This is a genomic window from Bacillus sp. T33-2 (genome assembly GCF_002860205.1).
GTDB lineage: Bacteria > Bacillota > Bacilli > Bacillales > Cytobacillaceae > T33-2.
The window spans coordinates 368,372-394,974 of sequence record NZ_PGVB01000002.1; the positions used below are offsets into that span (position 1 = coordinate 368,372).

Sequence of the window (26,603 nt, forward strand, 5' to 3'; positions counted from 1 at the left end):
ATTAATCCCCCTTGGTTTTTTTTGGCTGGACCGATACCCGGTGGCTTGGTACATCCAGAGACCGGGTCACCGCCTCAATAATCCATTTTTTTACTTGTATGTTTTCAGCACCCTTCGCCACAACGAGAACCCCGCGGATTGCCGGCTTCTTCGTTTCAAGCACGATCGGGACCTCTTTTTCGCCATTTCTGATAATCACCAGCTGCTCGTCCACGGAGGCGTCTTCCACATTTCTTTTTCCGCCTTCCCGGTCCGTTTCATCGGTCGTCTGTGACCGGGTCACTGTGTTTTTCTCCAAAACCTTTCTTTCTGTCGAATCTACATTGACGACTACCAATACATCCCCGACACCTGAGATTCCTTCCAGTGCCTCTTTCAACTGGGTTTCATAGGCCGCCTCATAGTCCGTTATCTGGTTGTTTTCCGATGTTTTTTTGTGCCCGAATGCGGCTACATCCTCCTGGCTGTCTCCTTCTTTATACACCGGCACTTCTCCTACAGAAGATTTTTTTGATGTGAACATGTTTCCTGCCACCATGATGGCAAGGCCGAACAGAAGGACGACAAGCAAATATTGATATTTACCAGGCTTCTTCCCGGACTGTCCGTCCTCTTTATTAAGTAAATTTTTCAGCCAGGATATCGGTCCTTTATCATTACCCATTTTGTTTGTGCCCCCCTTCTATCACGACCTGAATTGATTCCGCGGGAACATTCCATTTTTCAGAGAGAAGATACACAATCTGATTTGTGTCAGTTGCTTGTTGCTTTGATGGAAGAGGCTGGTCCGTGTTGATCTCTACTGTTTTGACTGCTTCGATGGCCTCCTGGTCTTCCGGAACCTTAAGGCTGACAATGATAGACTCCAAATTTTCCGGGAAGGGACGCTGGTCCTTATTATCATTTTCAACGAGTTCTATTCCGTCTATCTCCATTCCGTACCGCTCCATCAACTCCTCCTCTGCGTCCTTTTTTAACTGGACAGCCATTTGTTCTAAAATATATGCATGCTGGGAGGCTTGTATTTCTGTTTTCTGCATTTCTATTAAATTTTCCATATTATTTCCCCCGTTATCCTGCATTAAAGGGATGGAAGCAAGCGCCCTTTCAAAATCACCCGACAGGAGCTTCAGCACCGGGGACAGAATGATTGCGATCAGCAGCAGCCCTGTTACGATCTTTGTATACTTTTGTAAATTTGAATTTGGCAGGAGCATATCAATGACTGTAGCCAGCAGGATAAATAATATAATGTTCGTTATCCATTCTTTTAGAACGTCCATCCAGGCTCCTCCTATCTCACCATCATCGTTAAATTGCCGGCCGCAACAATCACAGTGATGCTTAGGAAAAACATCAGGGAAACGATGGCCAACGCGGCAAACACATAGATGACACTCTTGCTGATGATGTCAAGGCAGGAGATGACAGGGCCACCGCCAAGCGGCTGCAAAATTGCCGCGGCAAATTTGTAGATAAACGCGATTAACAGGATTTTTACTGCCGGGAATGCCGCGATAAGCAGCAAGATTGCCACCCCGGCCAGCCCGACTGTATTTTTCAGCAGGACCGAAGCACTGATGACCGTATCTGCCGCATCGGTGAATGCCCTGCCGATCACCGGCACAAAATTCCCGGTAATATATTTGGCGGTTTTGACAGCAACACCATCGGCCACAGCCGTTGAGGCTCCCTGTACAGAAATGACACCAAGAAATACCGTCAAAAACAATCCCAGCAGCCCAATGCTCCAATTCCTGATGAGGCCTGCAAGCTGTGTCACCTTATAGTGATCTGTCAAGATGCTTACGACGCTGAGCAATGTGGAGAGGAACAGCAAAGGCAGGATGACATATTGGATGAACACCCCGCTTGTGTTCATCAAAAATAAAATAACCGGGTGAAAAAAGCCCGCGGAAACAACACCACCAGAGGAAGCCATCAGCGCGAGCAGCAACGGGATAAGGGCAAGGATGAACTGGATCATCGTGCCGATTGCCTGGTTTGTATAATCAATGGCGACATGGAAACTGTTCAAAGCAATGATAATCAAAACCATAAACACGATCGAGTAGGCCACTTTGCTGATCGTGCTCTTTTCAAACGAATTTTGCAAAGTCTGCAGAAACATGCTGAATACAGTGAGCAGAATCAATGAACCAAGCAGTTTCCCATTGACGATGAACTCCTGGAAGGCAAACTTGATTAATCCTGAGAACCACTCCTTCATTGAAATTTCTTTGTCACCTTTTATGAAATCATATAAGCTCCCTTTCTGGCTTTCTGGCAAAAATCCGCCATATTCATTTAAAATGTCCTCCCAAAACCCTTTGAGTTCGTCAACGTTAAGAGTATCTAGCTGGTTGTTTGCGATTTCCTGAGGATCAATCGGCCCTTCGCTGTCTTCCCCTTGCTGAGAGGCTTGTACAAACGGTGTAAATAAAAAAAGCGAAATCAGTAATAGAACAATGCCCTGGACGATCTTCGGCCGCTGCTTCATAGTGTCACCTCTTCAATAAAGGGTCTTGTATCAGCCCGGAATCAAACGGATGATTGTTTCGATCATCACCGTCAAAATCGGAATCGCCATTGCCAGGATCAGTATTTTTCCGCCAAGTTCTATTTTAGAAGCAATGGCGCCCTGGCCGGCATCCTTTGTGATTTGAGAAGCAAATTCGGCAATGTAGGCAATCCCGATGATTTTCAAAATAGTTTCAACATAGATCAGGTTTACTTTGGCATTGGCGGCCAGTGTGTGGATCATGTTAATGATCTGGTAGATCTGGTCGACGAGGAATAAAAAAATCGCGCAACCGGTAAAGACAATGAGCAAAAACGCGAAATTCGGCTTTTGCTCCTTCAAGATCAGGGCAAGAAACGTTGCGACCAGTGCAACACCGGCAATTTGAATTATCTCAATTGCAGAGCCCTCCCTTACCCCTGAAATAAAAAGACTGATTTAATCTTTTGGAACAGGTCGTCAACAATTGAAGCAACCATGAACAAAATGTATATAAAGCCAAACAATGTGACCCATTGGGCATATTCCTTTTTTCCGACCTGATCGAGGATGGTGTGCAAAAACGCGACGACAATCCCGACTCCCGCTATTTTAAAAATAATGTCAACATCTAACCCCATTTTGTTCTCCTCCCAGTGCTACATCAGCAAGATGATCAGCAGCAGTCCTGATAAAAAACCAAGGCTTTTCACCATTTTTTCATATTTCAATTGCCGTTCGCAGGCGTCCTTTTCCTCCCGTTCAAGGTGTGAAATCGCCAGCAGGATTTGCTTTTGCTGTGAGTGCCTGTCATGGCGGCCAAGGGTCTCGCCGAATTGTTTGAGAATTTCATGCTCACCCTGTTTGAAAGCTGTAAGCTTCCATACTTCCGCCAGGCTTTCCTCCCAGGCAGCTTTCACAGTTGTCTCGGTTGCTGTCAGTTTTTTTGAGAATGTTTCAAAAAACCAGGAAAGCGGTTTTGGCAGTTGTGCGGCCAGCTTCCTGGATGCTTCGTGGAGCGGAGTATGGCCGTACATGATTTCAGCTTCCAATGACTGCAATGCGGATTTTAACAGCCGCAGCTGTTTCGGGCGTTCACTTAAATGCCTTGAAGCCTCTAATCCAGTCCAGGTCGTGGCAATGATAATAAACACGGCTCCAATTAATTTGAACATTTACGACACTCCCACTTGCTGCAAAATGTCTTTACCATTGCCATCCTTGATAGATGCAATTGTCCCGGGTCCAGAGGTCCTGGCCAATTCAACGAACCGTTCAAAGATACCCATTTCAAGCAACGGTTTAAGGATCGGCCGCTTATGCAGCTCAGCCAGGGAATTGCCATGTGTGGTCATGATCAGCTTGATCCCCGCATTTACCGCTTCCATTATGGCTTCTGCGTCTTCTTTGCGGCCTATTTCGTCCACTATCAGGATGTCCGGGCTCATCGAGCGGATCATCATCATCATGCCTTCTGCTTTTGGGCATGAATCAAGAATATCTATTCTTGGCCCAAAGGTAAGCTGTGGAATCCCATTCACACAACCGGCGATTTCTGAGCGTTCGTCAACAATTCCCACTTTTAGAGAAGGGATACCCTGTTCGGGGTTGCCGCTCGACACCACTCTGGCCAGATCACGGAGCATTGTTGTTTTTCCCGTCTGTGGGGGGCCGATTATGACCGTATGCAGCCATCCATTCTTGAATAAAAAGGGGATAAGCGGGTGTGCTATCCCGATTTTCTCCCTGGCAATCCGGATATTAAAAGACGATATATCCCTGATCGCTTTGACCTTACCTTCCTCAAGGATAACTTTCCCCGCAAGGCCGACGCGGTGTCCGCCGGCAATGGTTATATATCCGCGTTTTAATTCTTCTTCCAAAGTGTACATGGAAAAGTGGCCAAGTTTGTTTAACAGCTGGACGGCATCTTCGGGATGGACGATGTACGGTATAAAACGGGGTCCCCCCCCAATGCCGATTTCTAGCGGACGGCCGATCCGAATCCTGATTTCCTCTATAACTTCTTCTTGCATAGGAGGAATGGACCTGAGCTTGTCTGCGATTCGCTTTGGCAAAACGGATAATATCTCCTGCATTATTCGAACCCCCCTTATACATGGCTCCCACTAATTAAAATGTATGCAGGCTTGGACACATTATGACTTTCATTCAGCCTTAAAAATAGCATTGGCAACGCGCGGTGTTTCCTGAAATGGTGTGAAAACATTGAAAAAACCAGTCCCCGGGGGAGGGACTGGTCATGATAGAACAGTTTAGTGGTCAATCAGTAACGGCAAGACATGTGGCCAAAGCGAGAATCGCTCCTTTACAACATGATTACTCCTATTAAAAAACCTCAAACCACCATGATTATTATGGAAAATATACAAACATCTTCAAATAATAATATACTATAAGTGAAAAAATATACTTAATTATAGGAGGATGGATGTATGACTAAAAAATTCTTGTATGCGGCTCTGTTCTGCTTATTGGGAATTAATGCGTTTTTGTTTTTTTATGGAAACCCTGTTGAAAGAAGCGAAAGTCATAACATCGTACAAGATTATGTGAAGGAAAAGTATCCACAGGAATCATTCATCGTTACGGAGGTCAATCATTATCCTGGGGAAGGCACTTTTGTGGTTCATGTGAAATCCAGAAGTGGCAAGTTGTCAGGGAATATAGATGTGAAAAAGGGAAAAGTAGTCAAAGATGAGCGTTCAAAACCATGACTCAAGAAAAGAGAGAGGCAAAAAATGCCCCTCTCCCCTATTTTTGACTGATAATCTCGTCAATGATCCCGTATTCTTTTGCTTCCTGGGCAGTCATGAAGTAATCCCGATCCGTGTCCTTTGCTACCTTTTCGACTGGCTGCCCTGTCCGTTGTGAAATGATTTGATTGACATGCTCCCTTAGTTTCAGGATGCGCCGCGCAGAAATTTCAATTTCCGTTGCCTGCCCCCTTGCCCCGCCTAGCGGCTGGTGGATCATGATCTCACTGTTTGGAAGCGCGTACCTTTTTCCTTTAGTTCCTGCGAGCAGCAGCATCGCCCCGAAAGATGCCGCAAAACCAATGCAGATGGTGCTCACATCCGGCTTGATCAGCTCCATCGTGTCAAAAATGGCGAACCCCGCGGAAGTGGATCCGCCCGGGCTGTTGATATAAATCGAAATGTCTTTTTCGGGATTGTCTGCCTCTAAAAATAATAGCTGGGCAATGACGCTGTTTGCTACATGATCATTAATTTCATCCCCGAGGATGATAATCCGGTCTTTAAGCAGGCGCGAATAAATGTCATATGAACGTTCCCCGCGGCTGGATTGCTCGATTACATACGGAATGGCACTCAAATAAATTCCTCCCCTTATCTTCTTATGCTGCCATGCAGAAAGAGCTGAGAGGTGAACTCGAATGCATAGCTCCAACCAGCTTTGGAGCCCCTGCTAGTGATGGAATTTCCGGTACCCGGTTGATAAGCTCTTTTGGATCCTCTGTCTGCAGTGTTTTATACAGAAGATCAAATAGAGTATCCCTGTCAGTTTGATCCCAGAAAGGAGTTGCAGAAATCGCGTCCTCTCTTGACAAACGCTTTTTTGCCCGGTGCAGAATAGATTTTACTGCCGTTTCCCGCGTTTTAAGCAAGTCAGCAATTTCCCTTGCCTGATAGTGAAAGGCTTCCTTAAGCATTAATACAACTGCCTGCTTTGGTGTCAACTGGTTCATTAACAGGTTAACGGTATCGATCAGCCCATCAGGAGATGCTGGCTCGTTTTCAATCGCTTCCGGTTGTAACCCGCTGACTTCGCGTTTCCTTTTCCTCAGCGTATCAATCCAGTTGTGATATGCGATTTTGTTTAGCAGGGCTGAACTTACCATGCTATGGTCATTCTTATAATGCTGGAGTGCTTTTAGCATTGCCTCCTGGGCCAAATCATCCCCATCCCATTTATTTTGCGCTATAAAACGGCAATACCGCTGTAGTCCGGGATAAAACTCCATTAATAAAACATGCGCGCAGGATTCCTTTGGGTGCTGTATTTTATTGGCAGCTTGTTTGCTATGCATTCAGTTCACTCCTTTTTGCACCTCTCTGCCCTTTTAACGGTTATGGGGAAGGAAAAGATACGGGCAGAAGAAATTTTTTTATTTCTTTTATTTTACACAAGAACCAGTTCAACTTTCCAAAAATACGCCAAAAAAAGCAGGACCCTTTATAGAAAAGGATCCTGCTTTTTAAAAATGCAGCCGCGTTTGCCGCCGTCTAATGGAGTTTTAAACCTGCTCCAACAGGTGGGTGCCCGCAAAAACCATCCCAACGTCCTTTCGAGGAAGGCTTGTTGTTCCAGTTTTGATTTTGGACTCCCTAATACTAATTAAAGGTTAAAACTTCATAACACTAACGAACAACGCAGCAGATATGTATATTATAATACCCGATTATCACCGGTCACTCAACAGGTAATTCCCGGAAACTTCATCTTCGTTGTAATCATATACACACGGTTGAAAATAATAATAAGGAAAGGGGACGGTGACTATGGTCAATGTAAACAAGAAAAAATTCCTTAAAGCACAGCGGGACATCAAAAACAGATATATCGGCGGTGACAATGATAACGGTCCGGACGGCGAGCTGGACTCCGAGTACAACAATAACCAAAATACAGACAAACACCCGGGGGCCACCGGGCGGGAACCGAGGGCCGGGACGATCGATTCAATTAATCCCCCGAGGCTGTGATTGATAATTACTCATGAATTTCTGCCAGTTCTCACATCTGGGATCAAAAAAGCATAGTCTTAACTATATAAAAAAACACGTCTGAAAAGCTGGGCTCCCCAGCTTTTTATATAGCACAGTAAAATAATCAGAATGTTCATGAAACCCTGCCGTAATATATTAGAAAAAAGTATATGTGGTGATAAATAATGTACAATAATCAAGCGCAGGATAATGGCCAATCGGTCATTTCTGTCCGGGGTGAGGGAACGGTAACAGCACAGCCTGATACAGCTACTGTCCTATTGGGGGTAAGGACTGAGAGCTTGAATTTACAGGAAGCACAGCATTCGAATTCCCAAATATCACATTCAGTCATAGGTTCATTAATTCGCATTGGAATTAAAAAAGAAGACATAAGAACTTCGGATTACCGAATTGATCCCATGTACAGCTATGAAGATGGAAAACAGATTTTCCAGGGATACCGGGTAACCCATTTACTGAATATTATCATTGCTGAGCCTCAAAAAACCGGACTCGCAGTGGATACAGCCGTTCAAAATGGCGCCAATGAAGTGGCAAGTATTCAATTTTCGATTGCGAATCCCCAGGCCTATAATAATTACGCCCTTAGGCTTGCAGTTTTGGAAGCTGTACAGAAAGCTGAAACGATAGCCAATACGATTGGTGCAACGCTTGAACGGAAGCCTCTTTCAATAATTGAGGAACCTCGCCGAATGCCGGGCCCATATGTAGTCGCTTCCTTTGAGAAAATGGGCGCTCCCGGAACCCCCATCCTGGCAGGTAAGATTACAATAAATGCGACAGTGAAAGCACAATTCAGGTTTTTCTAATTTGAAAAGAGCCTGGGCTGCCAAGCTCTTTGTTGTTCTACTTGTATTTTTTCACAAGGTCAAAGAGCCCATCTTTTGTAAGAGGGCCTTTATAATGCTCCCTTATCACACCCTCTTTATCTATTACGAAGGTTTCCGGCTGGCCCGTCACGCCAAACTGTTTTTTTACTTCCATTTTATAGTCAAACAAGTAGATTGAATTGGTTTTATGTTCCTTGGCAAATTTCTTTACCCTGTCCCGCGTTTCCCCGAGATCGATGATCAATAGTTTATACTTGTCTCCGTAGGCTTGGTCAAAAGCCTCAAGCTCAGGTGCTTCGTCGACACAAGGTCCGCACCAGGTCGCAAAAAAATTCAAAACCACTACCTGTCCGACATAATCCGACAGGCTTTGTTTTTTGCCGTCAATATCATCGAGAGTGAATGCTGCTGCCTTATCCCCGAGACCTGTACTCGTTTCTCCCTTATTTAAATTCAAGGCAAAATAAGTGAACGCCCCAATCACAAGCAGCAGCACCGCAACTCTCATTATTTTCTTTTTCATTAGTCATCTCCTCCCTTTCCTTGCGCCATTAGGCCCGAGAATTGCGACCGTTTCACCCTTTTGAATTGAGAGGTCAACACCGCGTAAAAATGAATTTGTCATCCGCCTGCTTTACTAGCTTCTTCATTTCAATGATCCAGGGGCCCCTCCTTTTTCTATCATTCTATGAATTGGCGCAGGTTCAGCTTAACCTGGACAAGATGGTGTTTATAGGCGTCCAGTTTTGCGGAATATTCTGCTTCGTTCACCTGTCCATGGCTGTAGCTGTCTTCCAGCTCCAGGATTTTGTCCATGATCGTATTTTGTTTGGCAACCAGCAGTTTAAAGGCTTTTTCCTCTTTGTCTGCATCAATCCTCTGCTCTTCAAGACGGCTTCTCCATTTAAAATACAAGTAGTAGCCAATGCCCGCCGCTAAAATGGCTCCGAGTACAATCATCAAAATATGGGCATTGAATTGTTTTAATGGTGACTGATACCACATTCTGAGATGGCCTGGATTATGGAAGCCCGGATCAGTCCTCGTAACATTCCCGGTGTTCTCCTGATTGTCACCCGTCTGTGCGCCTGTTTCTGTTCCGGCACCGGCGGCCTCGTCTGCAGGGGGCTGCTTGTTTTTTTGGTAGATGATGGTCAGCGGCTTGCCAGCCTCGATTCCCTCTACGTTATAAAACCAGAAATTCTTTTCTTCAAATTCCATCATCCCTTGATTGGCTGCTTTTGCCCCCTCTATGTCCACGCTCCCGGCCCCTTCAGGCACCAAAACCTGCATGACTTGGAGAGGATAATCAAGTGTGAGCCCGATTGGGACGCCGGCGGGAACCTGGTAGCTAAAAGGCAGTACCTGTGTCTCTTTTGCAGGGATTGGCTTTGTTGTCACAAATCCGTTCCCGGTTTCTTTTATGCCAAGTGACTGGTCATTGATCTGTAGTGCGAATGCTCCCTGCGGAAGCCTGACATTGATGACTCCTTCGGAACTTCCGTCACCTTTGTATTCTGTATCCGACGTGTTTGTGTAATTGATCATATGCTTGAGTATTGAGCTGCCGTCCTCGGCTGGACTGACGACGACATAGTGCATGTCTACCGTCAAGTGTTCAGATAGCGCCTGGGCTTGGCATAAAGGCAGGAAAAACAATGCAAGGAGAAAGAACCCAATTTTTTTCATTCAGCTCCCACCCTTTGCCTTTTTGAAGCCTGCGATCGCTTGTTCAATCTCCAGTTCCACTTCCGCCAGCAGATCTCGGTCGATTGCCGTCTTCTCCGCTCGCTCGTCTTCTTTCATGATCCTGGCAATCTGCGCTTCATATTGTTTTTTCAGCTTGTGGTAATCCTTATCGGACAATTTATCCATTTTATATTCAAACTCGATCTCATTTAACGTTGTCAGCAAGACTTCCTTCTGGTTCGCTGAAATGCCGATTTCTGCTTTTTTGTTTAAATGGGAATCCCACCTGAACAGCGGTGGCAAGACCAGAAATAGGCAGCCCAGCGCCAGGACAGCTGTTAACATCATTGAGATGACCGAAATTTCCTCCATACTGTTCACATCCTAAAGATACTTTTTGCGTTCTTGATCAATCATGGAAGAGAAGATTTCACCTTCCACTTCATCTTCTTCGCCAACCGTTTCTGAAGGGAGCCCATCATCGCCCTGCCGCTTCACCCATTTGCGGACCACGAAAAACAAACCAGTCCCGGCACCCCCAAGCGCTGCGAACGGCAGAACCCATGCCGCCAGGCTGAATCCTTTTTTCTCGGGAGCTGTCAGGATCTCTTCCCCAAGTGTATTTACGTAATACTCCCGTATCTCGTCTTTATCCATTCCCTGTTCCATCATCGACAGAAGGTCTTTCTTGAAAGCATCCGTATTCTTGCAGCCAGCCATATCACAGGCATAATGGTCCTGGCCGCAGCCGCATGTGCATAAAAATTGTGAAGCAACGGCTTTGAATTCGGGAGACTTGTAGTCGTATTCATTCTTGTTTTCCGCAGCATGCGCATTTAATAATGAAGCCTGGAGTGCGAAAAGGACAATGAGGAGCACGACCGAAAATTTTCTTTTCACCCTTAAGCCACCTCTCTTGTCACTCCTGAATATCTAGGAGTATTATGTTGGTATTTGCCGTTCCACACAGCAAACAGCGACCCGATGACAATCAAGGCAGACCCAATCCACAGCCAATTCATCATCGGGTTTACCTTTACGATAAAAGTAGCCTTTCCATCTTCTTCCCAGGTGCTCAATACAATATACAGGTCCTCGACAACAGAACTGATAAGCGCCACTTCTGAAGAAGGCTCTTCCCAATTGCCGTAAAAAACTTTTTCGGGCTGGTACACACCGAGCCGTTTGCCATTCTGGAACACGGTCAAGTCTGTGAACACAATGTCGTTTATGCCTTCTGTGCGCTGGTCCAGTTTCTCGTATGTAACCCGGTAATCTTTAATATCAAGTGATTCTCCTGGTTTAAGAGTTTTCATTGTTTCCATGTCATAATTTTGAGAACCGATTATCCCCATTGCGATGAAGGCAATTCCGAAATGGACAAGGTATCCGCCATAACGCCTTCGGTTTTTGGTCATCAGCCTGTATAGCGCTACGACTGGCATTTCGCCTGTCATCTTCCTTCTTGCTTTTACACCCCGGTAAAACTCAAGATAATGGGTAATGAACAGAAAAATAATGACGCCATAGCCGATCACTGCCCATGCTTTCTGGATTCCGAGAACAACCATGAGTGTCATTCCGGCAATACTCAGGAAAGCAGGTATTATAAAGTTTTTCCGAAGGTTTTTTATCGATGACCTCTGCCAGGCAAGCAATGGGCACACCGCCATGATGAACATCATGGAAAGAAGTATCGGTGCTTCCACTTTATTGAAGAAAGGCACTCCTACTGTTACTTTTGTGCCGCGGACCGCTTCAGAAACAAGCGGGAAAATGGTGCCCCAGAATACCGCAAAAGCCGCTCCGACAAGCAGCAGGTTGTTGATCAGGAAGCTGCTTTCCTTCGAAATGAATGATTGGAATTCCCCCGCACTCCGTTTGATCAGGCTGTAACGGCTCATGACGATATACAATGCTCCGATTACGGCAATTCCCATAAAGATCAAAAAATACATTCCGAGATTAGAATCAGCAAAAGCATGGACTGACGTCAATACGCCGCTGCGGACGAGGAAGGTCCCAAAAAGGGTCAGTGCATAAGAGATTACAATCAGGCTGATATTCCACACCTTCAGCATGTTTTTCCGTTCCTGGATCATCACGGAATGCAGGAATGCAGTAGTTGTCAGCCAGGGCATGAACGAAGCATTTTCAACCGGATCCCAGGCCCAATATCCTCCCCAGCCAAGTTCCACATAAGCCCATTGGCCCCCGAAAATGTTCCCCAGGCTCAGGAAAAGCCAGGCGATGATCGTCCATCTCCGTGTCATTTTAATCCAGTAATCATCCATATTTTTAAGAATCAGCGCGGCCATTGCAAACGCAAATGGCACTGCCAGGCCCACATAACCCAAATAAAGGGTTACAGGATGGATCACCATTCCCGGATTTTGGAGCATCGGGTTCAGCCCCCGTCCTTCAGCGGGCACTTCACCGAGCAGCTTAAAAGGCTCTGCGACAAAGCCAAGTATAAAGAAGAAAAAAATTGAATTAGCAAGCATGATGGCTGAGATATAGGGAACCATTGGATTCCCTTTCATTTTTCTTGAAAAAGCAACCATCACAGTGTACATGGCCAAAAAGAATGTCCAGAGCAGCAAAGAACCGGCATTCCCGGCCCATAGGGCCGAGAGCTTATACACAAGAGGCAATTCGCTGCTTGTATAGTCCCTTACATACTCGTATTGAAACTTTGAAGTGGCCAGAAGGTACAGCAGCACGGCGACCGCAACGGATGCACAGACAAATACGGCCATTACCCCGCCTTTTCCGCTGTCCACAAGGCGTTGTTTTTTTGTAAGAATTCCAATGATCAAGATTGCCAGTGCATAAATGGCAATCACAAACCCAAGGTATATTGAGGCATTTCCAACTAAGTTCATATTGTCACCTTCTAATGGTCAATGTCCGTTACTCTTCGCTTGAAGGCTTGTTTAGCTTATCCTTGTGTGTTTCAGGGTCATAGTTTTCCATATCCTGGCCCTCGTATTTGGACGGGCAGCGCGTTTTTACGGATTCAGCTGTAAAAGTATCATTTTTGCCTAAATAACCCTGCAATATGACGATTACTCCCTCTGAAAAGTTGTCTGGCTTTACGCCGTCATATTCAACATGCATTTTATTGCCTTCCGCATCCTGGACATCAAATTTAAGCTCGATTTTATCGGCATTCCATTTGATTGAATTTTCGATTAACAGACCTTCCACTGTTACAAAATCATCTTTGTGCACCGCCTGCTTTGCCAGAAGCTCTTTTAGCGGAAGCTCAACCCCGCTCGAGCCCGGTGTAGCTGCCATCAGCAGAAATAAAATTGCACCGGCAATAACAACACCGCCAGTCAGGACAAGAGTGTTCTTCTTCATGCCATCCACCTCTTTTAAATTAGCTTTTTCATTTTTTCTTCGTATGTTTGCTGGTCAATCTTTCCGTTCATCAGCATTTTGCGCAGCTTTTTCTTTTCATCACCTGTATCACCAGCTCGAGAAGTGCTGCCCTTAGAAGGCTTGTTGCCATTCTTCCGGGCTGCTGTATTGCTTTTACTTTCAATCCGGTTTCCCCGGAGGCCAAAATAGACGAATACACCCGCGATGATGATCGATATCCCGATGATGCTTCCTGCAGCGGCATCTATTAAAGGACGTCCTACATCTGAAGATGTACTTTGTGCCGCTGACGTGTTTTTTGTGACCTGCTCGGTCGCTGTCGCTCCCGAATGATTTTCATCCTTTGGCGGGTTCATCTTGCTGATCAGCGAAAGGGTTGACTCATTGCCTTGTTTTTTATAGTAGGCCGAGTATTTCACTCCCTCCCCTTTTTTTACATTTGCATATTGATAGTGTTGGAGTTCCTCGCCGTAATCACTTTTTGAGATGTTTTCAGCTTTCGGGTCAATGGTGAATCCTTCTGCTTTTAACGGGGTGTAAACAATCACGTCCAGTTTTTCAATATCCGCCTGTGGAGTATGTTCAAAGTTAAACTGCTTATCGGCACCGCTTACTTTGAATGGATTTGCGTAGTATTCAATGACAAAACGGTATGTACCGTCCTTTTTTATCGCTTTTCCAGGCTCCCAGGAGACAACTCCTTTCTCCTCGTCAATCTTAAACGGCCGCTGGACCTCTGGTTTGTTGTCTTCCGGAAACTCAGCAACGAGGTACACACTGAAGTTTTTGCCATTAGCGGGAAGAGGCAGCTCCACAGTGCCAGTGAAGTCCTTTCCAGTTTTATTGACAACTGTCCCATAATAGCCAACCAGAAGGGAAGGCTCTCCCTCAGGCCACTTTTCTGGATAGTCAAATTCTGGCATCACCTGGATTTGCATTTCTTTATACGGGAATTTTTCCGCTGTGAACCCTTCCTCCGCACGAGCATTCTGCAGAATGATGCTTCCTGCAAAAAACACTGCCAGACTAAGAGACATCAATTTTTTTAGCATGATGATCCTCCTTTGTTCCTTATGTTTCGCGGTTACAATCATGTTTTTTACTATTTCCCTGATAGTAATAACTATAGTGGGTTGAAATGCGTTATTGTCGGCCCAGTCTTGAACATTTTGTTACCCGGAGGAAATCTTTGCTAAATCGTCAAAAAAACATCACAAATTGGTCATTTTTATAAAAATGACCTGTTGTCGCCAAATTTAGGCAATGTAGATTTGTTTATTTTCAGTATTCAATGCACAAGCAACAAAAAAAGCACTGCCGGTTAATGGGCGTGCCCTTCCTGTTCAGCCTGAGGCTGTTCCTTCACTTCGTTTTGTCCTGTTTCGTGATGTCTGGACTCTTCAGGGTTGTAGCTATTAATCAGTTCTTTGCGGATGTACGTAGTGATATCGCTGATCTGTTGCTTTTCAAGCTGGCGTACGCCATCGAGGCCTTTTAGGGAAGGACCCATCCTTGTTTCTTGACGGCCATAGGCGACAGAAATCCAGATTTGTTCATCGTTCGTATATTTCAAAAAGTTGGGATGTGCCAGTGCGGATCCGGTTGATTTTAGCCCGCTGCCCGTATTGCCGTGGCAGTTTGAACAATACAAACTGTACAGCCGCTTTCCATTTGATGGATTACCATCAAGTGCTGTGGGCGCTTCTAGCTCCAGAGGCTTTGTCTGCCAGCTGCGGATGAAGGAAACAAGGCTGTCCAGCTGTTTATCAGTCAGGATGGAACCATATTCTGGCATACTCCCTTCCCGTCTTCCGAATTTAATCTGGTTATGGATGTCTTTATCAGAGAAAGTACTTAAAAAATGCTGATTGTTTATAGCTGTACCTGCCAGCTTTCCCTCTCCTTTGCCGCTTTGCCCGTGGCAGGCGGAACAAAGCTGGGTATAGAGCTTTTGTCCCTGATTGATTGATGCCAGTTCTTCCTTGCTTCTGAATTCAGCGGGATGGCTTAAAAAAGCGATGATTACAATTGTGGCAAAAACCGCAAATCCGATTAATAATTTCCTCATGATTCATCCCTTATTTTGGTACAGGTGTTGGAGTCGGTGTTCCGTAATTATCATATTTCTTTGTTATTAAACGGTTAATATCCTTTAGATCCTTGCCGTCCTGATCCATTTCTATCGCCTCCCGGGCGATATCGACGCAAATGTCTCACGATATGCCATGTGGATCCCATTCGGTGACCGCATTATCCGGGCCCATTCCTTTAACGAAGCAATCGAGATTGCTCATATGGCCTGCGGATTCACCACAGCTGCAAAAGCAGGGTACGGAAGCCAATACTTCAGGTTTTTCGGCCGCCATTAAATATGTTTCCTGGACGATCGGAGACGAATCCAGTACAAAATCAGCCATTGCCGCATGCTTTGGATCAAGCTTAATTGCTTCTTTTTCATTGCCTGAGCCGCATCCGGATGCAACACCGACAGTAAGGATTCCAGTCAATAACAAGACTGCAACTCGCTTCACATCTGTCACTCCTTCCGATTCTATTTCTACTGCTTCATTGTAGCAAAAATCCCCTATAAAAATAGTAATAATTATTACTATTTGGTGAAGATTAGACGGAGGAGTGCACGCTGTCTGTGCTGCTAGTGCATACTATGTCCGTTGCCTGACCCGCCCGTTCCAAGACTTGGATCGAGCATTCCGAAAATCATGGCTACGTGCGCAACTATCAGGAAAAACCCTACAAAGAACGCTTGTAAATGTGTCATGTTCATAATCAACTTCTCCTCTTTTGGCAATGTAAATTACAGTACAAATGTAAGAGAAATTTTTCAGAAATTAAGAAGAAATTATGGAAAATTGTTAATACGTTAAATGAGAGAATACAGTGCTATAAAACCAAATAAAAAACCTGCCTCCAAACCGGAAACAGGTTTTCTCTTTATTAAGCGCGTGATACATATGAGCTGTCAGTTGTGTTGATAATCAGTCTGTCACCCTGGTTCACGAAGAAAGGAACCTGTACGGTCAGGCCGGTTTCAAGAGTCGCTGGCTTTGTACCGCCAGAAGCTGTATCCCCTTTAATGCCCGGTTCAGTCTCAGTCACTTCCAATTCCACTGTGTTTGGAAGCTCAATTCCCAATGTTTCACCCTGGTACATCATGATGGAAACTTCCATGTTTTCTTTCAGGAATTTCAGTTCGTACTCAATGGATGTTGCAGGCAATTCAATTTGCTCGTATGATTCATTATCCATGAATACATGCTGGTCACCGCTAGCATATAAATACTGCATTCTGCGGTTGTCAATCTGGGCTTTCCCAACTTTTTCACCAGCACGGAACGTTTTTTCCTGGATAGCGCCTGTTCGTAGATTGCGAAGCTTTGAACGGACAAACGCAGCTCCTTTTCCCGGCTTCACATGCTGGAAATCAAGGACGCGCCAGATGCCGCCGTCCACTTCAATTGTTAATCCTGTCCGAAAATCGTTAACCGAAATCATGTAATTGTCCTCCTAATGCGTGTTAAAGTATGATGAGTTCTTTAGTGGAGTGGGTCAATGTTTCATTATGGTCGAGTGTGATGAGTGTGTCATCTTCAATGCGGACCCCGCCAAGACCCTGGATGTATATTCCGGGCTCCACTGTAACGACCATCCCTGGTTCAAGAACGGTTTCAGACTTGATCGATAACGCCGGCCCCTCATGGACCTCAAGGCCGATCCCGTGGCCGGTCGAATGCCCAAAATAATCGCCATATCCTTTTTCAGCGATAAAATTCCGTGTCAGGGCATCTGCTTCTTTACCGAGCATGCCTGGCTTAATGCCTGCCACTCCGCGCAGCTGTGCTTCAAGGACAATATCATAAATCTCCTTCAGCTTGGCGTCCGGTTTGCCGACTGCCACCGTACGGGTAATGTCTGATACATATCCTTTATGGTAGGCACCGAAATCAAGCGTTACGAAGTCGCCTGTTTCAATTACCTTTTCACTTGCGACCCCATGCGGAAGTGCGGACCGGTACCCCGAAGCGACAATGATGTCAAAGGACGAAGAAGCTGCCCCTGCCCTTCTCATGAAGAATTCGAGTTCATTTGATACTTCAAGTTCGGTAATTCCCGGCCGTATAAATTCGAGAATATGCTTGTATGCAGCATCAGCTATGTCTGCCGCTTCCTTTAATATCTTAATCTCTGAATCAGTCTTAATCAAGCGCAACTTTTCAATTTCACCGGAGACGGGAACAAGCGTTGCACCCACCACCCGTTCATATGTCTTGTAGGACGAAAACGTCATGTGATCCTCTTCGAACCCAAGCTTCTGGATTCCCAGCTTTTTCACCTGCTCTGCAATTTCTTCAGGAGTGGTGCCATGGTGCTGGACGACTTCATACCCCTCACATTGTTTGGCTGCCTGTTCCGTGTACCTGAAGTCAGTGATAAAAAGTGCCCTGTCATTGCTGATCAGCACAACTCCGGAAGATCCGGTAAAACCCGTCATATATCTCCGGTTATGCGTGCTGGTGATCAGCATTCCATCCACTGCCAGCTTTTCAAAACTTCCGCGAAGCTTGTTTATTTTTTCCATCCGATATTCCTCCCCTTCATTATCTGCATTAATGGTTTAAACCCGGACTCATGCCTCCTGTGGCGGGACAGCATTACATATCCGGCCCGCTTGGGGCCGTTGATGGAACTGCGTGAATGTTCGTATATGTACTTCGGCCCGAGTGTCTCCAGAATCCCGGAACCAGCAGAATCTAATATTATCACAGCCATGGCCCCGTGAAAAAAAGAATGTTCAATAAGAACATTCTATCATAACTTAATTCTGGAGCACTACTGGAACCCGGTCAGGATGATGCTTCTTTTTGGACCTGGTTATTATTTTTCAGCTCCGTTTCTTCATATGATATGGAATAACCTACAAAAACACCATACAAAACATATAAACATGCTGATGCAACAAGAGTATTCCTGGACAGGTCCCAGAATGGGTGAATTCCTGGAAAAATGGGATTCAACACAATATAAACAAGCAGAAACAGAGCGATGCCATAACAGGCTCCTGCCCACATGCTTTTTATTTTTCTAAGCAGGAAGTAATAAAGTAAAGCAGCGCCAATCGATAAAACTCCAATGGCGAGAATTGAAATTACAATCCCGAGCCATTCTCGTTTCCAGTCACCAAGGGCCCATGGCTCCAAGATTACGTTCGGGCTGACGTTTGTAAAATTTAATAGGTAGCACAAATAACCTAGCGCACTCCAAAAGATACCCCCAAAAAAACCTGTCCATATCACCATTGCCATAAAGGACATAGGCCTTTCATGCTGGTTTTGTTCAAGATTTTGCTGTTCTTCTGCCATTTTCCGCACCTCCATTTTCCTATTATGTCCACCGGGTATCATTACTTGCAGTTTTGAGGATAAATTATCACCGGTTTTTTTCCAAGCTGCAGACATATCATGTAGTGGTTTTGACTTTTTTTTAGTAAAATAAAGATAAGTACATACAGTCAGAAAAAAGGATGTCACTGTTTTGTGCAAGTAAACGAATTAGGTTGGTGTATGCATGTCCAATAAACAAAAACCGGTTTATGGAGGCCAGGCAGTAGTAGAAGGCGTAATGTTTGGCGGGAAATATCATTATGTTACCGCGGTCCGCCGAAAGGACGGCTCCATAGAGTATTTTGAACTGCCGAGAAAGTCAAACCGGGCTTTTACATTATTAAAAAAGATCCCCTTTCTGCGTGGCATTGCGGCAATAATAGAAGCGAGTGCAAACGGATCAAAACATTTGAATTTTTCAACAGAAAGATATGACATTGATCCTGCAGAAGACCATAAAATACAGGAACAGGAAGTTTCAAAGCTGACAATGGTGCTTGGTGTAGCAACAATAGGGGTTATTTCGTTCCTGTTCGGAAAATTTATATTCACCCTTGTCCCTGTATTTCTGGCGGATTTGTTCAAGCCTGTTTTTCCGGGAAAACCTGCACAGATCTTGCTTGAGAGCCTGTTTAAGCTGATATTGCTCCTTTCCTATATATATTTTGTTTCACTCACCCCAATTGTAAAACGGGTGTTTCAGTACCACGGAGCTGAGCATAAAGTAATAAATACATTTGAAAACGGAAAAGACCTTACTGTCGAGAATGTGCAAGCCCATTCACGGCTTCATTACCGGTGTGGAAGCAGTTTCATCCTGTTTACCGTAATCATCGGGATGTTTGTCTATTTCTTCGTCCCGACTGAGCCGTTATGGCTCCGGGTGCTGAACCGCATATTGCTCATCCCTGTCGTGCTTGGAATCTCATTTGAGGTATTGCAGCTGACCAACAAACTCCGGGAAGTACCGGTGTTGAAATATCTGGGACTGCCAGGTTTGTGGCTTCAGCTGCTGACCACAAAAGAACCCCATGATGACCAGGTCGAAGTAGCCATACTTTCGTTTAAAGAGCTATTAAAAAAGGAAAAGATAACAAGGGAAAACATGCAGGCTGAAGAAATTGTATAAAAGTATGCTCCGGCAAGTTTAAAAGCGTAAAAAATTGCTCATGATGCTTTTAGGGAGGTGGCTTTCTTGAAAAATCGGTCTTCTATTTATTTTTTTGCTGGCATAGTGATTCTTTCAGCTATCGGGATTGTTTCGCGGTTGATAAATAATCCTGTTGGCTTTCTGCAAACAATAGCGGGCATGGTCTTAATCGTCGGTGTCATCTTTTTGCTCGTCAGGCGTTTTTCAAGTGCTCACCCCGGCAAGCAGGAGCAACGCGCGTTCCTTAAAGCAGCAAAAAAATCAAAGAAAAGGTTTCATCATAAGGAGCCAAGTGTGCCGCCCCGCCGGAGTACGATCGGATCTCTTGCTACTGCGAGGAAAAAAAAGAAAGATGCGTCACATCTTACAGTAATTGAAGGAAAAAAAGGAAAGAAAAAAAATCGGGCCAGTTTTTAGCCCGATTTATTTTTTTGTTCAATACCCCCATGATTTGAAGAATGTAAACGCGGACTTCCGGCCAAGTTCAATGAGTTCCATTTTTTTCTCATGAGTAAGCCGGAACTCAGTAGCCAGTATTCCTTTCGTGGGGATAAAAATAATATTCTTCTCATGTTTTCTCGAAATATATCGGGCATCATGCGCGTCCTTCATTGTGTCGAACAAAGCTTCAAACATTTGGATAGCATTATTGATTTTATTTTTTGGCAAGGAAGGGAGTTTATGGCTCAGTTTGATTCCCAGTACCGGCCGTACTTTCAGGACATTATCCTTGTCAAACAGCCACATCGGAAAATTGCTTAGTACCCCGCCATCGACAATTATATTTGTGCGGCTGCCTGTTTTCAGCCGGACCGGCTCAAAAAAGAAGGGAAGACTGCAGCTCATCCTGATCGCTTTCGCTATCGGAAAGGAAAGTGGGTTGATTCGATATTTTGGGAGGTCATCTGGCAAAACCATCATCGTTCCATTGGTCAAATCGGAGGCGATTACCCTCAGCCCGTCAGGCGGCAAATCCGCAAAGGTTCTCAGCCCCTTTGCCTCAAGCTTTTTCGTAACCCAGTTCTCCAGCGCCAGGCCTTTGTACATCCCCAATTTAAAATAAACATGAAACCATTTTACTAAAGCGGCCGGAAACAGAGGTGTCCGCTTGTCTAAAAAGGTCTCCAGCTTCAGTTCATCAACCAGGTCGCACATTTCAGCGCTTGAATAACCGGCTGCAACTAATGCGGCTATGATAGAACCGGCACTTGTTCCGGCCACCCGCTTAAAACGGAATCCTTTCTCTTCAATGGCAGAATACGCCCCAATAAGCGCAAAGCCTTTGATGCCCCCACCGGAAAAAACGCCGTCTATATACATGTGAACCACTCCTGTCGATGTAGTCCCTTCATACATCTTTAAGCGGTAGGGATGTAAAATAGTACGGCGTACAAGTTGAAAATTTTGGATCTCTTACGTGAAATACTGGATTTCTGCATCAGGAAAATAGCTATTGATATACCCACGGATCGTTGTTTCCAATTCATTGGCTTCATCAGCCGGATAAACATATTTCCCGATGCCATATCTGCCCCATTTATATTTCCGCCTGTCTTCATCCATTTCCAGCTTGCTCTTCGGATACCTTTTCAGGATCACATTCTTGGCAGGTTTTGTGAAGCGGTGCTGGATCAATTCGAATGTCAGCCCTTTTAGGTCAACACCTTTCAACGATTCCGTCAATCTTTCGAAAAGTTCCTGATAGCCGTCCCTCCATCCATCGTGGATATAAATGGGAGCCACGATGAATCCAAGCGGATAACCAGCATTGGCTACCTTTCGGGCTGCTTCAAGCCGTTCTTCAAAGTTGGAGGTGCCTGGTTCAAAATTTTTGATGACGTATCGTGCATTTACGCTGAACCGAAAACGTGTTTTCCCATTGTGCCTCGCATCCAGAAGATGGTCGACATGATGGTATTTGGTGACAAAACGCAACTGCCCATATTCACTTTCCCCGAAGAATTCGATTGCTTTCTTAAGGGAATGGGTCAAATGGTCAATCCCGACGATATCAGAGGTACAGGCAGCTTCAAACCTTGTGATTTCAGGTTTACGTTCATCCATATATTTTTGAGCCTGTTCAAAAATTTCTTCGAGATTCACGTATGTCCTGATATATGGTTTGCTTCCGAGCGTAGTTTGTAAATAACAGTAATGACAATGACCCATACAGCCTGTCGCCAGCGGGATTGCGTATTCGGCTGATGGCTTTGATGTATCAAATTTAAGGGTGCGTCTTACACCCACAACGAAAGTTGATTTGGCATGCCGGTATTGTTGAAGTTCATTTTCGCCTGGTATCCCCCTGACCTGGTTATGGGAAGTCGTTTCTCTGATTTCAAGGCCCATTTTTTCAAATTTATCTTTAAGTTCCCTCCCGAGCGGGTATTCCAGCGCCTGTGGCTCTATATAGACAAGCTGGGGTACAAACGGCTCCATGACTTACCTTCTTTCTGTCCAAAATATTACCGTTAGTATGGATTAATTTAAAAAAGAGAACCGCAAAAAATTTTTCCAACTTGTCTATTTATTATTTAACGAAACAAAAAGGAGAGACTAATCCCTCCTTTTTGAATAAAATTATTTAGTTTTTAAAGCCCGCACTTCAGCTGTGCATTACAGTTTGTGCACGTATTGCAACCGCCGATATCTTTGACTTCACCTTTTCGGCAGACAGGGCAGGTGTCGCCTACTTCTGAACCAATCGTTACGTTTGTTGAACGCAGTTCATTGATGGTATCAACCAGCACAACATGCTGCTTTGCTTTTTCTTTTTTGCTTGTCGTGTCTTCTTCAAAGGTATTTTCTTCGGCTTTCAGAGTCAAAACCTGTGTATCACGGGATCCGTCAACATAGACAGTACCGCCTTTCGCGCCGCCTTGGTACAGGCGCTCGTACACTTTTTCAACCTGTTCAACACTGTAGCCCTTTGGAGCGTTGACAGTTTTGCTGATGGAGCTGTCAATCCAGTTCTGGATGACACACTGAACATCTGCGTGTGCTTCTGGAGCAAGCTCCATTGCTGTAACGAACCAGTTCGGAAGATTTTCCGGATCTGCTTCAGGGTGTTTATCCAGGTACTCCTGGACGATATCTGCTTTTACTTCAATGAATTTGCCCAGACGGCCGCTTCTGAAGTAAGAGAAAGAGAAGTATGGTTCAAGGCCTGTTGATACGCCAACCATTGTTCCTGTGGAGCCCGTTGGAGCCACAGTCAGCAAGTGTGAGTTGCGGATACCATGTTCAAGGATTGATTCATGTACATCCTGAGGCATTTTTTTCATGAAGCCTGTATTGATGAACGCATTTCTTAGTCGGTTTGTTTCCTCGCCTGTTTCGCCGTTAAGGAACGGGAAGCTTCCTTTTTCCTTGGCAAGCTCAACAGAAGCACGGTAAGCAGTCGTTGCGATTGTTTCAAAAACCTTGTCGACAAGCTTGTTGCCTTCTTCTGATCCATACTCTGTTTCACAGTAAATCAGAAGGTCATGAAGTCCCATTACACCAAGGCCGACACGGCGTTCACCAAGTGCCTGCTTTTTATTTTCCTCAAGGAAGTACGGGGTTGCATCGATTACGTTATCCTGCATCCGTACACCGATTTCAACGGTTCTCTTAAGTTTCTCGTAGTTGACAGTTTTTGTTTCTTTGTCTGCCATTTCAGCAAGGTTAACAGCGGCGAGGTTGCAGACACTGTATGGTGCGAGAGGCTGTTCCAATTTGTTATCCTAAAGGCTTTTTATCCTTTAGTTCTAACGGTTGAATTTCCGTTAGTTCAGCATATCTTTTCATTACACACATTCTTCATATATAGACTCAACAATTTTTTTCAAGTTGCCATATAGGTCGTAGAAAAAGAAATCTGGCCTGTAGAATTTATATCCTATATCGAATGTTTGATCATCATAACTCCAAGGGATCGAGTAGTAATCAAGATATATAGCGTAAGCATATTCATAGGAACTCCTTAAATAATCCTTTATAAAAACCTGCATAGCCCCTATTCATCACTTTTCTCCTTTAACTCGATCTAAATTGAAGAGTGTGTGTAATGTTGCGGCCTCGTGGATGGATTATATTCTGCAGAGCAGGTTCACCATCTATGCGTTGCCCCTGACCAGGCTTTTAATCCTGGCCTTCGGTTCGGATTCCCATCTCAGGGTTCCCGCTTTATTCCGCAATTTTTAACGTGAGGCAAACTAAGCTACTCTACCACACGGGTTGGTCGCTACAACTTTTTGGCCGTAAGCCTGCGCATTTGTCATGTCGTTCGCATTGTCGATGAAGAAAATGCCTGGTTCTGCTGAATAGGTTGCACAAATGTTGATAAGGTTCCAAAGTTCTTTTGCCTTGATCTTTTTGTATGTGCGCACCTTATAACCTAACTTTTCCCATTCGCGGACATCGCCGACTTTATGCCATTCCTCATTATATGTCTTCATTGTTTCGGCATCATAGCTTTCAACGTCAGGAAAGCGGAGTTCAAATTCACCGTCATTTTCAACAGCGTCCATGAATTCCTTGGTCAGGGTCACTGAAATATTCGCCCCAGTCAGGAATTCAGGATTATGGACAGTAAAGTTTCCGCCTGTCTGGAGCTTTTCTTCAGCTGTCCTGATAACGTCCATTCCGAAGCCGCCATAGCCAGGAATGTTTTTATAATTCACGATGCCCTGATACATTACTTCCTCTTGAAGAGTAAGAGGAGTAAACTTCAGTTTATCTTTTGCATGCTTTTTAATCGTTTCATCATTTGTATTTTCAATCAAGAACCTTAGGATTCGAGGGTTCTGCATTTTGGAGATGATAAATTCGATGATGTCAGGATGCCAGTCGGCCAGCATGATCATTTGAGCTCCCCTGCGCGAACCTCCCTGCTCAACAAGGTGTGTAAGCTTGGCAATGTCATCGAGCCAGGAGACTGAGCCGGAGGATTTTCCGTTCACTCCTTTTGCCAATGTATTGCGCGGTCTCAGGGTAGAGCCGTTTGTCCCGACGCCGCCGCCCCGGCTCATGATTTCCATCACCTGCTTGCGGTGCTCGGAAATACCTTCGCGGGAGTCCTGGACGAAAGGCATGACATAACAGTTGAAGAATGTGACATCGGTGCCGGCCCCTGCCCCGTAAAGCACACGGCCTGCCGGAATGAAGTTCAGGTTGACCAGTTCCTGGTAAAACTTCTCTAACCATTCCTGGCGTTTTTCTTCCGTTTTTTCCACTGATGCAAGCCCCGTGGCATTCCGCTTGGCAATTTGCTCATAGAATACTTCAAGCGGCTTTTCAATCACATCGAGAGACCTTTTGATTATTCCTGTTGCAGCCTCTTCCGGATCATCAAGGATCCCGCGGAATTCCTCCTCCACCAATACCTTTGCGGTTTTGGCCTCCCAGTCAATCTCAAGTATGAAGCCAAGCCCGCGCGCCGGGAATTTTGGGTCCTCCTTGATAGTAAGCACGACGAAGTCTCCGTTCGTCAGCGTAATCTTTTCGGTGTCCTTAAATGTGTAGCGGTCCAGCATGACCAGACGGGATACCCCTTTGTGTGTAATTTTCATGTCAGGGGTAATCGGATGAACCTGAGGGAACAAATGAATGTCTTTGTTCAAGCCATCAACATTGATCCTCGTTTTTTGTCCTAGGTTAACAGACATTTCCACAACTCCTTCAAAAAAAGTAAAACTTTCTCTAGTAAAAACAAGATGTATGTAAACTCTTGCTGTATTTTGCAAGTACCCTAAAGTTATCATACTAAAACTATAAAAATCAATATATAGTATGTAAAATATTTTTATCAATACTATATATTGTGTTAAGGTCAAATGATGACAAATTTGTCAAACTTAAAATCTCTTAAAAAAAAGAGAAAATAAGAGAGATAGACAGATATTCACCATAAAACGATAAATTTTAACAAATTTCGCAGTTTGCATTTTTTCTTGTCTGGTGAACGCCTTGGAAACACAGGGAAAATGCAAAAAAGCGGCGATTACCGCTTTTTTATCTTTTAAAATTCCATTCCCGGGATTCATATTTTTCCATTGCCAATTTGTTCACATAAACCATTTCTTCCGCAGTAAGGCTGTATGGTTCAAGTGAAATATTCAGCCCTTCTTCGAATCCCTCTTTAAAGGCAGCGACTGCATCTTTCAAAGAAATTTTGCGCGGACTGATTTCATTAATTGCTACCGCCTTTGTCTTAAAAGCTTTTTGCATCCGTTCCTTGACCCGCTCGTTCGGGTATTTAAACAGGCTGAACAGCTTGTCTTCGTCAAGGTTGAGCAGGATTGAGCCGTGCTGAAGGATCACTCCTTTTTGACGGGTCTGGGCACTTCCCGCCACCTTGCGCCCCTCGACAACCAGTTCGTACCAGCTGGGGGCATCAAAACAAACCGCCGACCGTGGGTTTTTCAGGCTGTCCCTTTCCTCGGCAGTCTTCGGAACCGCGAAATATGCTTCAAGGCCCAACTGCTGAAAACCTTTAAGAATTCCCTCCGAGATTACCCGGTAAGCCTCTGTCACCGTGCTCGGCATTTCGGGATGCTGTTCTGAAACAATGACACTATAAGTAAGTTCATCCTCATGCAGCACACCCCGGCCGCCCGTGGGCCTTCGTACAAAGCCAAGACCATGCTGCCTGACTGCGTCCATATCAATTTCTTTATCTATTTTCTGAAAATATCCTATGGACAGGGTGGCCGGATTCCATCCGTAAAAACGGATGACCGGTGGGATTTTCCCTTCACTGTGCCAGTCTAAAAGGGCTTCGTCAAGCGCCATATTAAATGAAGGTGACCCTGCGCCGGAGTCTATAAACCGCCAAACCTCTTTCCTCATTGCAATAACCTCATTTACTGTTTATTAATCAGATACGCGTTC

Annotated in this window: 31 protein-coding genes, 1 other RNA gene and 2 pseudogenes; 5 read left to right on the forward strand and 29 right to left on the reverse strand. The window is 44.9% G+C overall.

The genetic code is table 11. The annotated features are described in order from the left end of the window. Position 1: 1 nt before the first annotated feature. The 7 genes from spoIIIAG to spoIIIAA are packed head-to-tail and all read right to left on the reverse strand — an operon-like array spanning position 2 to position 4,599. Entirely contained in the window at positions 2-664 is a 663-nt protein-coding gene (gene spoIIIAG / locus CVD19_RS02175; RefSeq protein WP_101580224.1) for a stage III sporulation protein AG, read from the reverse strand. Further along, positions 657-1,283, reverse strand: a complete 627-nt coding sequence (gene spoIIIAF / locus CVD19_RS02180) for a stage III sporulation protein AF (protein ID WP_101580225.1) — start codon at positions 1,281-1,283, stop codon at positions 657-659. The genes spoIIIAG and spoIIIAF overlap by 8 nt, the downstream gene beginning before the upstream one ends. 11 nt (positions 1,284-1,294) lie before the next feature. Further along, positions 1,295-2,500, reverse strand: a complete 1,206-nt coding sequence (spoIIIAE, locus tag CVD19_RS02185; protein ID WP_101580226.1) for a stage III sporulation protein AE — start codon at positions 2,498-2,500, stop codon at positions 1,295-1,297. A 30-nt stretch (positions 2,501-2,530) separates the two neighbouring features. Next, positions 2,531-2,920: a stage III sporulation protein AD gene (gene spoIIIAD, locus CVD19_RS02190; protein ID WP_180953480.1), complete on the reverse strand. Its 390-nt coding sequence runs from the start codon at positions 2,918-2,920 to the stop codon at positions 2,531-2,533. A 14-nt stretch (positions 2,921-2,934) separates the two neighbouring features. Further along, positions 2,935-3,141: a stage III sporulation protein AC gene (gene spoIIIAC, locus CVD19_RS02195; RefSeq protein ID WP_079509703.1), complete on the reverse strand. Its 207-nt coding sequence runs from the start codon at positions 3,139-3,141 to the stop codon at positions 2,935-2,937. Between the two features lie 18 nt (positions 3,142-3,159). Then, complete coding sequence (gene spoIIIAB, locus CVD19_RS02200; protein ID WP_101580228.1) at positions 3,160-3,675, reverse strand: stage III sporulation protein SpoIIIAB; 516 nt, start codon at positions 3,673-3,675, stop codon at positions 3,160-3,162. After that, complete coding sequence (spoIIIAA, locus tag CVD19_RS02205) at positions 3,676-4,599, reverse strand: stage III sporulation protein AA (RefSeq protein ID WP_101580229.1); 924 nt, start codon at positions 4,597-4,599, stop codon at positions 3,676-3,678. It lies immediately after the preceding gene. A 357-nt stretch (positions 4,600-4,956) separates the two neighbouring features. Here spoIIIAA and CVD19_RS02210 point away from each other — a divergent pair, with 357 nt between their 5' ends. Beyond that, positions 4,957-5,238 carry a YfjL-like protein gene (locus tag CVD19_RS02210; protein ID WP_101580230.1) on the forward strand — a complete coding sequence of 94 codons (282 nt, stop codon included), beginning with the start codon at positions 4,957-4,959 and terminating at the stop codon, positions 5,236-5,238. 37 nt (positions 5,239-5,275) lie between these two features. Here CVD19_RS02210 and clpP read toward each other — a convergent pair whose 3' ends face one another. The 3 genes from clpP to ssrS form a co-directional block, all read right to left on the reverse strand. Further along, entirely contained in the window at positions 5,276-5,857 is a 582-nt protein-coding gene (gene clpP / locus CVD19_RS02215; protein ID WP_101580231.1) for an ATP-dependent Clp endopeptidase proteolytic subunit ClpP, read from the reverse strand. 22 nt (positions 5,858-5,879) lie between these two features. Further along, positions 5,880-6,572 carry a sigma-70 family RNA polymerase sigma factor gene (locus CVD19_RS02220; RefSeq protein ID WP_257984993.1) on the reverse strand — a complete coding sequence of 231 codons (693 nt, stop codon included), beginning with the start codon at positions 6,570-6,572 and terminating at the stop codon, positions 5,880-5,882. 173 nt (positions 6,573-6,745) lie between these two features. Further along, positions 6,746-6,925, reverse strand: a non-coding RNA gene (gene ssrS, locus CVD19_RS02225) — 6S RNA. A 119-nt stretch (positions 6,926-7,044) separates the two neighbouring features. Here ssrS and CVD19_RS02230 point away from each other — a divergent pair. Continuing rightward, positions 7,045-7,248: a hypothetical protein gene (locus CVD19_RS02230; protein ID WP_101580232.1), complete on the forward strand. Its 204-nt coding sequence runs from the start codon at positions 7,045-7,047 to the stop codon at positions 7,246-7,248. A 188-nt stretch (positions 7,249-7,436) separates the two neighbouring features. Continuing rightward, complete coding sequence (locus CVD19_RS02235; RefSeq protein WP_101580233.1) at positions 7,437-8,084, forward strand: SIMPL domain-containing protein; 648 nt, start codon at positions 7,437-7,439, stop codon at positions 8,082-8,084. A 37-nt stretch (positions 8,085-8,121) separates the two neighbouring features. Here the strand turns inward: CVD19_RS02235 and CVD19_RS02240 are convergent, their stop codons facing one another. The 14 genes from CVD19_RS02240 to CVD19_RS02315 form a co-directional block, all read right to left on the reverse strand. Next, a complete protein-coding gene (locus CVD19_RS02240; protein ID WP_101580234.1) occupies positions 8,122-8,628 on the reverse strand; it encodes a TlpA family protein disulfide reductase in 507 nt (168 codons plus the stop codon). 158 nt (positions 8,629-8,786) lie between these two features. Beyond that, positions 8,787-9,794 carry a hypothetical protein gene (locus CVD19_RS02250; protein WP_101580235.1) on the reverse strand — a complete coding sequence of 336 codons (1,008 nt, stop codon included), beginning with the start codon at positions 9,792-9,794 and terminating at the stop codon, positions 8,787-8,789. Next, positions 9,795-10,166 carry a hypothetical protein gene (locus CVD19_RS02255; RefSeq protein ID WP_257984994.1) on the reverse strand — a complete coding sequence of 124 codons (372 nt, stop codon included), beginning with the start codon at positions 10,164-10,166 and terminating at the stop codon, positions 9,795-9,797. It lies immediately after the preceding gene. A gap of 12 nt (positions 10,167-10,178) precedes the next feature. After that, on the reverse strand, positions 10,179-10,694 hold the full coding sequence (locus CVD19_RS02260; protein ID WP_101580236.1) for a cytochrome c-type biogenesis protein: 516 nt from the start codon (positions 10,692-10,694) through the stop codon (positions 10,179-10,181). Positions 10,695-10,696: 2 nt separating this feature from the next. Further along, positions 10,697-12,679 carry a heme lyase CcmF/NrfE family subunit gene (locus tag CVD19_RS02265; RefSeq protein ID WP_101580237.1) on the reverse strand — a complete coding sequence of 661 codons (1,983 nt, stop codon included), beginning with the start codon at positions 12,677-12,679 and terminating at the stop codon, positions 10,697-10,699. A gap of 28 nt (positions 12,680-12,707) precedes the next feature. After that, the gene (locus CVD19_RS02270) at positions 12,708-13,160 is read right to left on the reverse strand and encodes a cytochrome c maturation protein CcmE (RefSeq protein WP_101580238.1); all 453 of its coding nucleotides are present in this window, start codon (positions 13,158-13,160) and stop codon (positions 12,708-12,710) included. A 14-nt stretch (positions 13,161-13,174) separates the two neighbouring features. Further along, a complete protein-coding gene (locus CVD19_RS02275; protein ID WP_101580239.1) occupies positions 13,175-14,233 on the reverse strand; it encodes a hypothetical protein in 1,059 nt (352 codons plus the stop codon). Between the two features lie 269 nt (positions 14,234-14,502). Continuing rightward, complete coding sequence (locus CVD19_RS02280) at positions 14,503-15,249, reverse strand: c-type cytochrome (protein WP_101580240.1); 747 nt, start codon at positions 15,247-15,249, stop codon at positions 14,503-14,505. 10 nt (positions 15,250-15,259) lie between these two features. After that, entirely contained in the window at positions 15,260-15,712 is a 453-nt protein-coding gene (locus tag CVD19_RS25280; RefSeq protein WP_374702856.1) for a PCYCGC motif-containing (lipo)protein, read from the reverse strand. 122 nt (positions 15,713-15,834) lie between these two features. Beyond that, positions 15,835-15,966 (reverse strand): DUF6803 family protein, encoded by a 132-nt coding sequence (locus CVD19_RS25285; protein WP_257984995.1) that lies wholly within the window; start codon positions 15,964-15,966, stop codon positions 15,835-15,837. A 170-nt stretch (positions 15,967-16,136) separates the two neighbouring features. After that, positions 16,137-16,694: an elongation factor P gene (gene efp, locus CVD19_RS02300; protein ID WP_101580243.1), complete on the reverse strand. Its 558-nt coding sequence runs from the start codon at positions 16,692-16,694 to the stop codon at positions 16,137-16,139. A gap of 22 nt (positions 16,695-16,716) precedes the next feature. Beyond that, complete coding sequence (locus CVD19_RS02305) at positions 16,717-17,778, reverse strand: M24 family metallopeptidase (RefSeq protein ID WP_101580244.1); 1,062 nt, start codon at positions 17,776-17,778, stop codon at positions 16,717-16,719. Beyond that, complete coding sequence (locus tag CVD19_RS02310; protein ID WP_101580245.1) at positions 17,766-17,963, reverse strand: hypothetical protein; 198 nt, start codon at positions 17,961-17,963, stop codon at positions 17,766-17,768. The genes CVD19_RS02305 and CVD19_RS02310 overlap by 13 nt, the downstream gene beginning before the upstream one ends. Before the next feature lie 80 nt (positions 17,964-18,043). After that, the gene (locus tag CVD19_RS02315) at positions 18,044-18,559 is read right to left on the reverse strand and encodes a YqhR family membrane protein (protein ID WP_101580246.1); all 516 of its coding nucleotides are present in this window, start codon (positions 18,557-18,559) and stop codon (positions 18,044-18,046) included. Between the two features lie 205 nt (positions 18,560-18,764). Here CVD19_RS02315 and CVD19_RS02320 point away from each other — a divergent pair, with 205 nt between their 5' ends. Continuing rightward, positions 18,765-19,709 (forward strand): DUF1385 domain-containing protein, encoded by a 945-nt coding sequence (locus tag CVD19_RS02320; protein WP_101580247.1) that lies wholly within the window; start codon positions 18,765-18,767, stop codon positions 19,707-19,709. A gap of 57 nt (positions 19,710-19,766) precedes the next feature. After that, on the forward strand, positions 19,767-20,147 hold the full coding sequence (locus CVD19_RS02325; protein WP_308314845.1) for an SA1362 family protein: 381 nt from the start codon (positions 19,767-19,769) through the stop codon (positions 20,145-20,147). 18 nt (positions 20,148-20,165) lie between these two features. On the opposite strand, the gene CVD19_RS02330 is transcribed toward CVD19_RS02325, so the two are convergent. The 5 genes and pseudogenes from CVD19_RS02330 to CVD19_RS02355 form a co-directional block, all read right to left on the reverse strand. After that, the gene (locus CVD19_RS02330) at positions 20,166-21,050 is read right to left on the reverse strand and encodes a patatin-like phospholipase family protein (protein WP_101580249.1); all 885 of its coding nucleotides are present in this window, start codon (positions 21,048-21,050) and stop codon (positions 20,166-20,168) included. A 93-nt stretch (positions 21,051-21,143) separates the two neighbouring features. After that, positions 21,144-22,169, reverse strand: coding sequence for a spore photoproduct lyase (gene splB, locus CVD19_RS02335; protein WP_101580250.1), 1,026 nt, complete (start codon positions 22,167-22,169; stop codon positions 21,144-21,146). Between the two features lie 152 nt (positions 22,170-22,321). Further along, positions 22,322-23,443: pseudogene (locus CVD19_RS02340) on the reverse strand (vitamin B12-dependent ribonucleotide reductase); the annotation flags it as partial. A 495-nt stretch (positions 23,444-23,938) separates the two neighbouring features. Beyond that, positions 23,939-25,378 (reverse strand): annotated as a pseudogene (locus CVD19_RS02350) (vitamin B12-dependent ribonucleotide reductase); the annotation flags it as partial. A gap of 346 nt (positions 25,379-25,724) precedes the next feature. Further along, the gene (locus CVD19_RS02355) at positions 25,725-26,561 is read right to left on the reverse strand and encodes a lipoate--protein ligase family protein (protein WP_101580253.1); all 837 of its coding nucleotides are present in this window, start codon (positions 26,559-26,561) and stop codon (positions 25,725-25,727) included. Between the last annotated feature and the right edge of the window lie 42 nt (positions 26,562-26,603).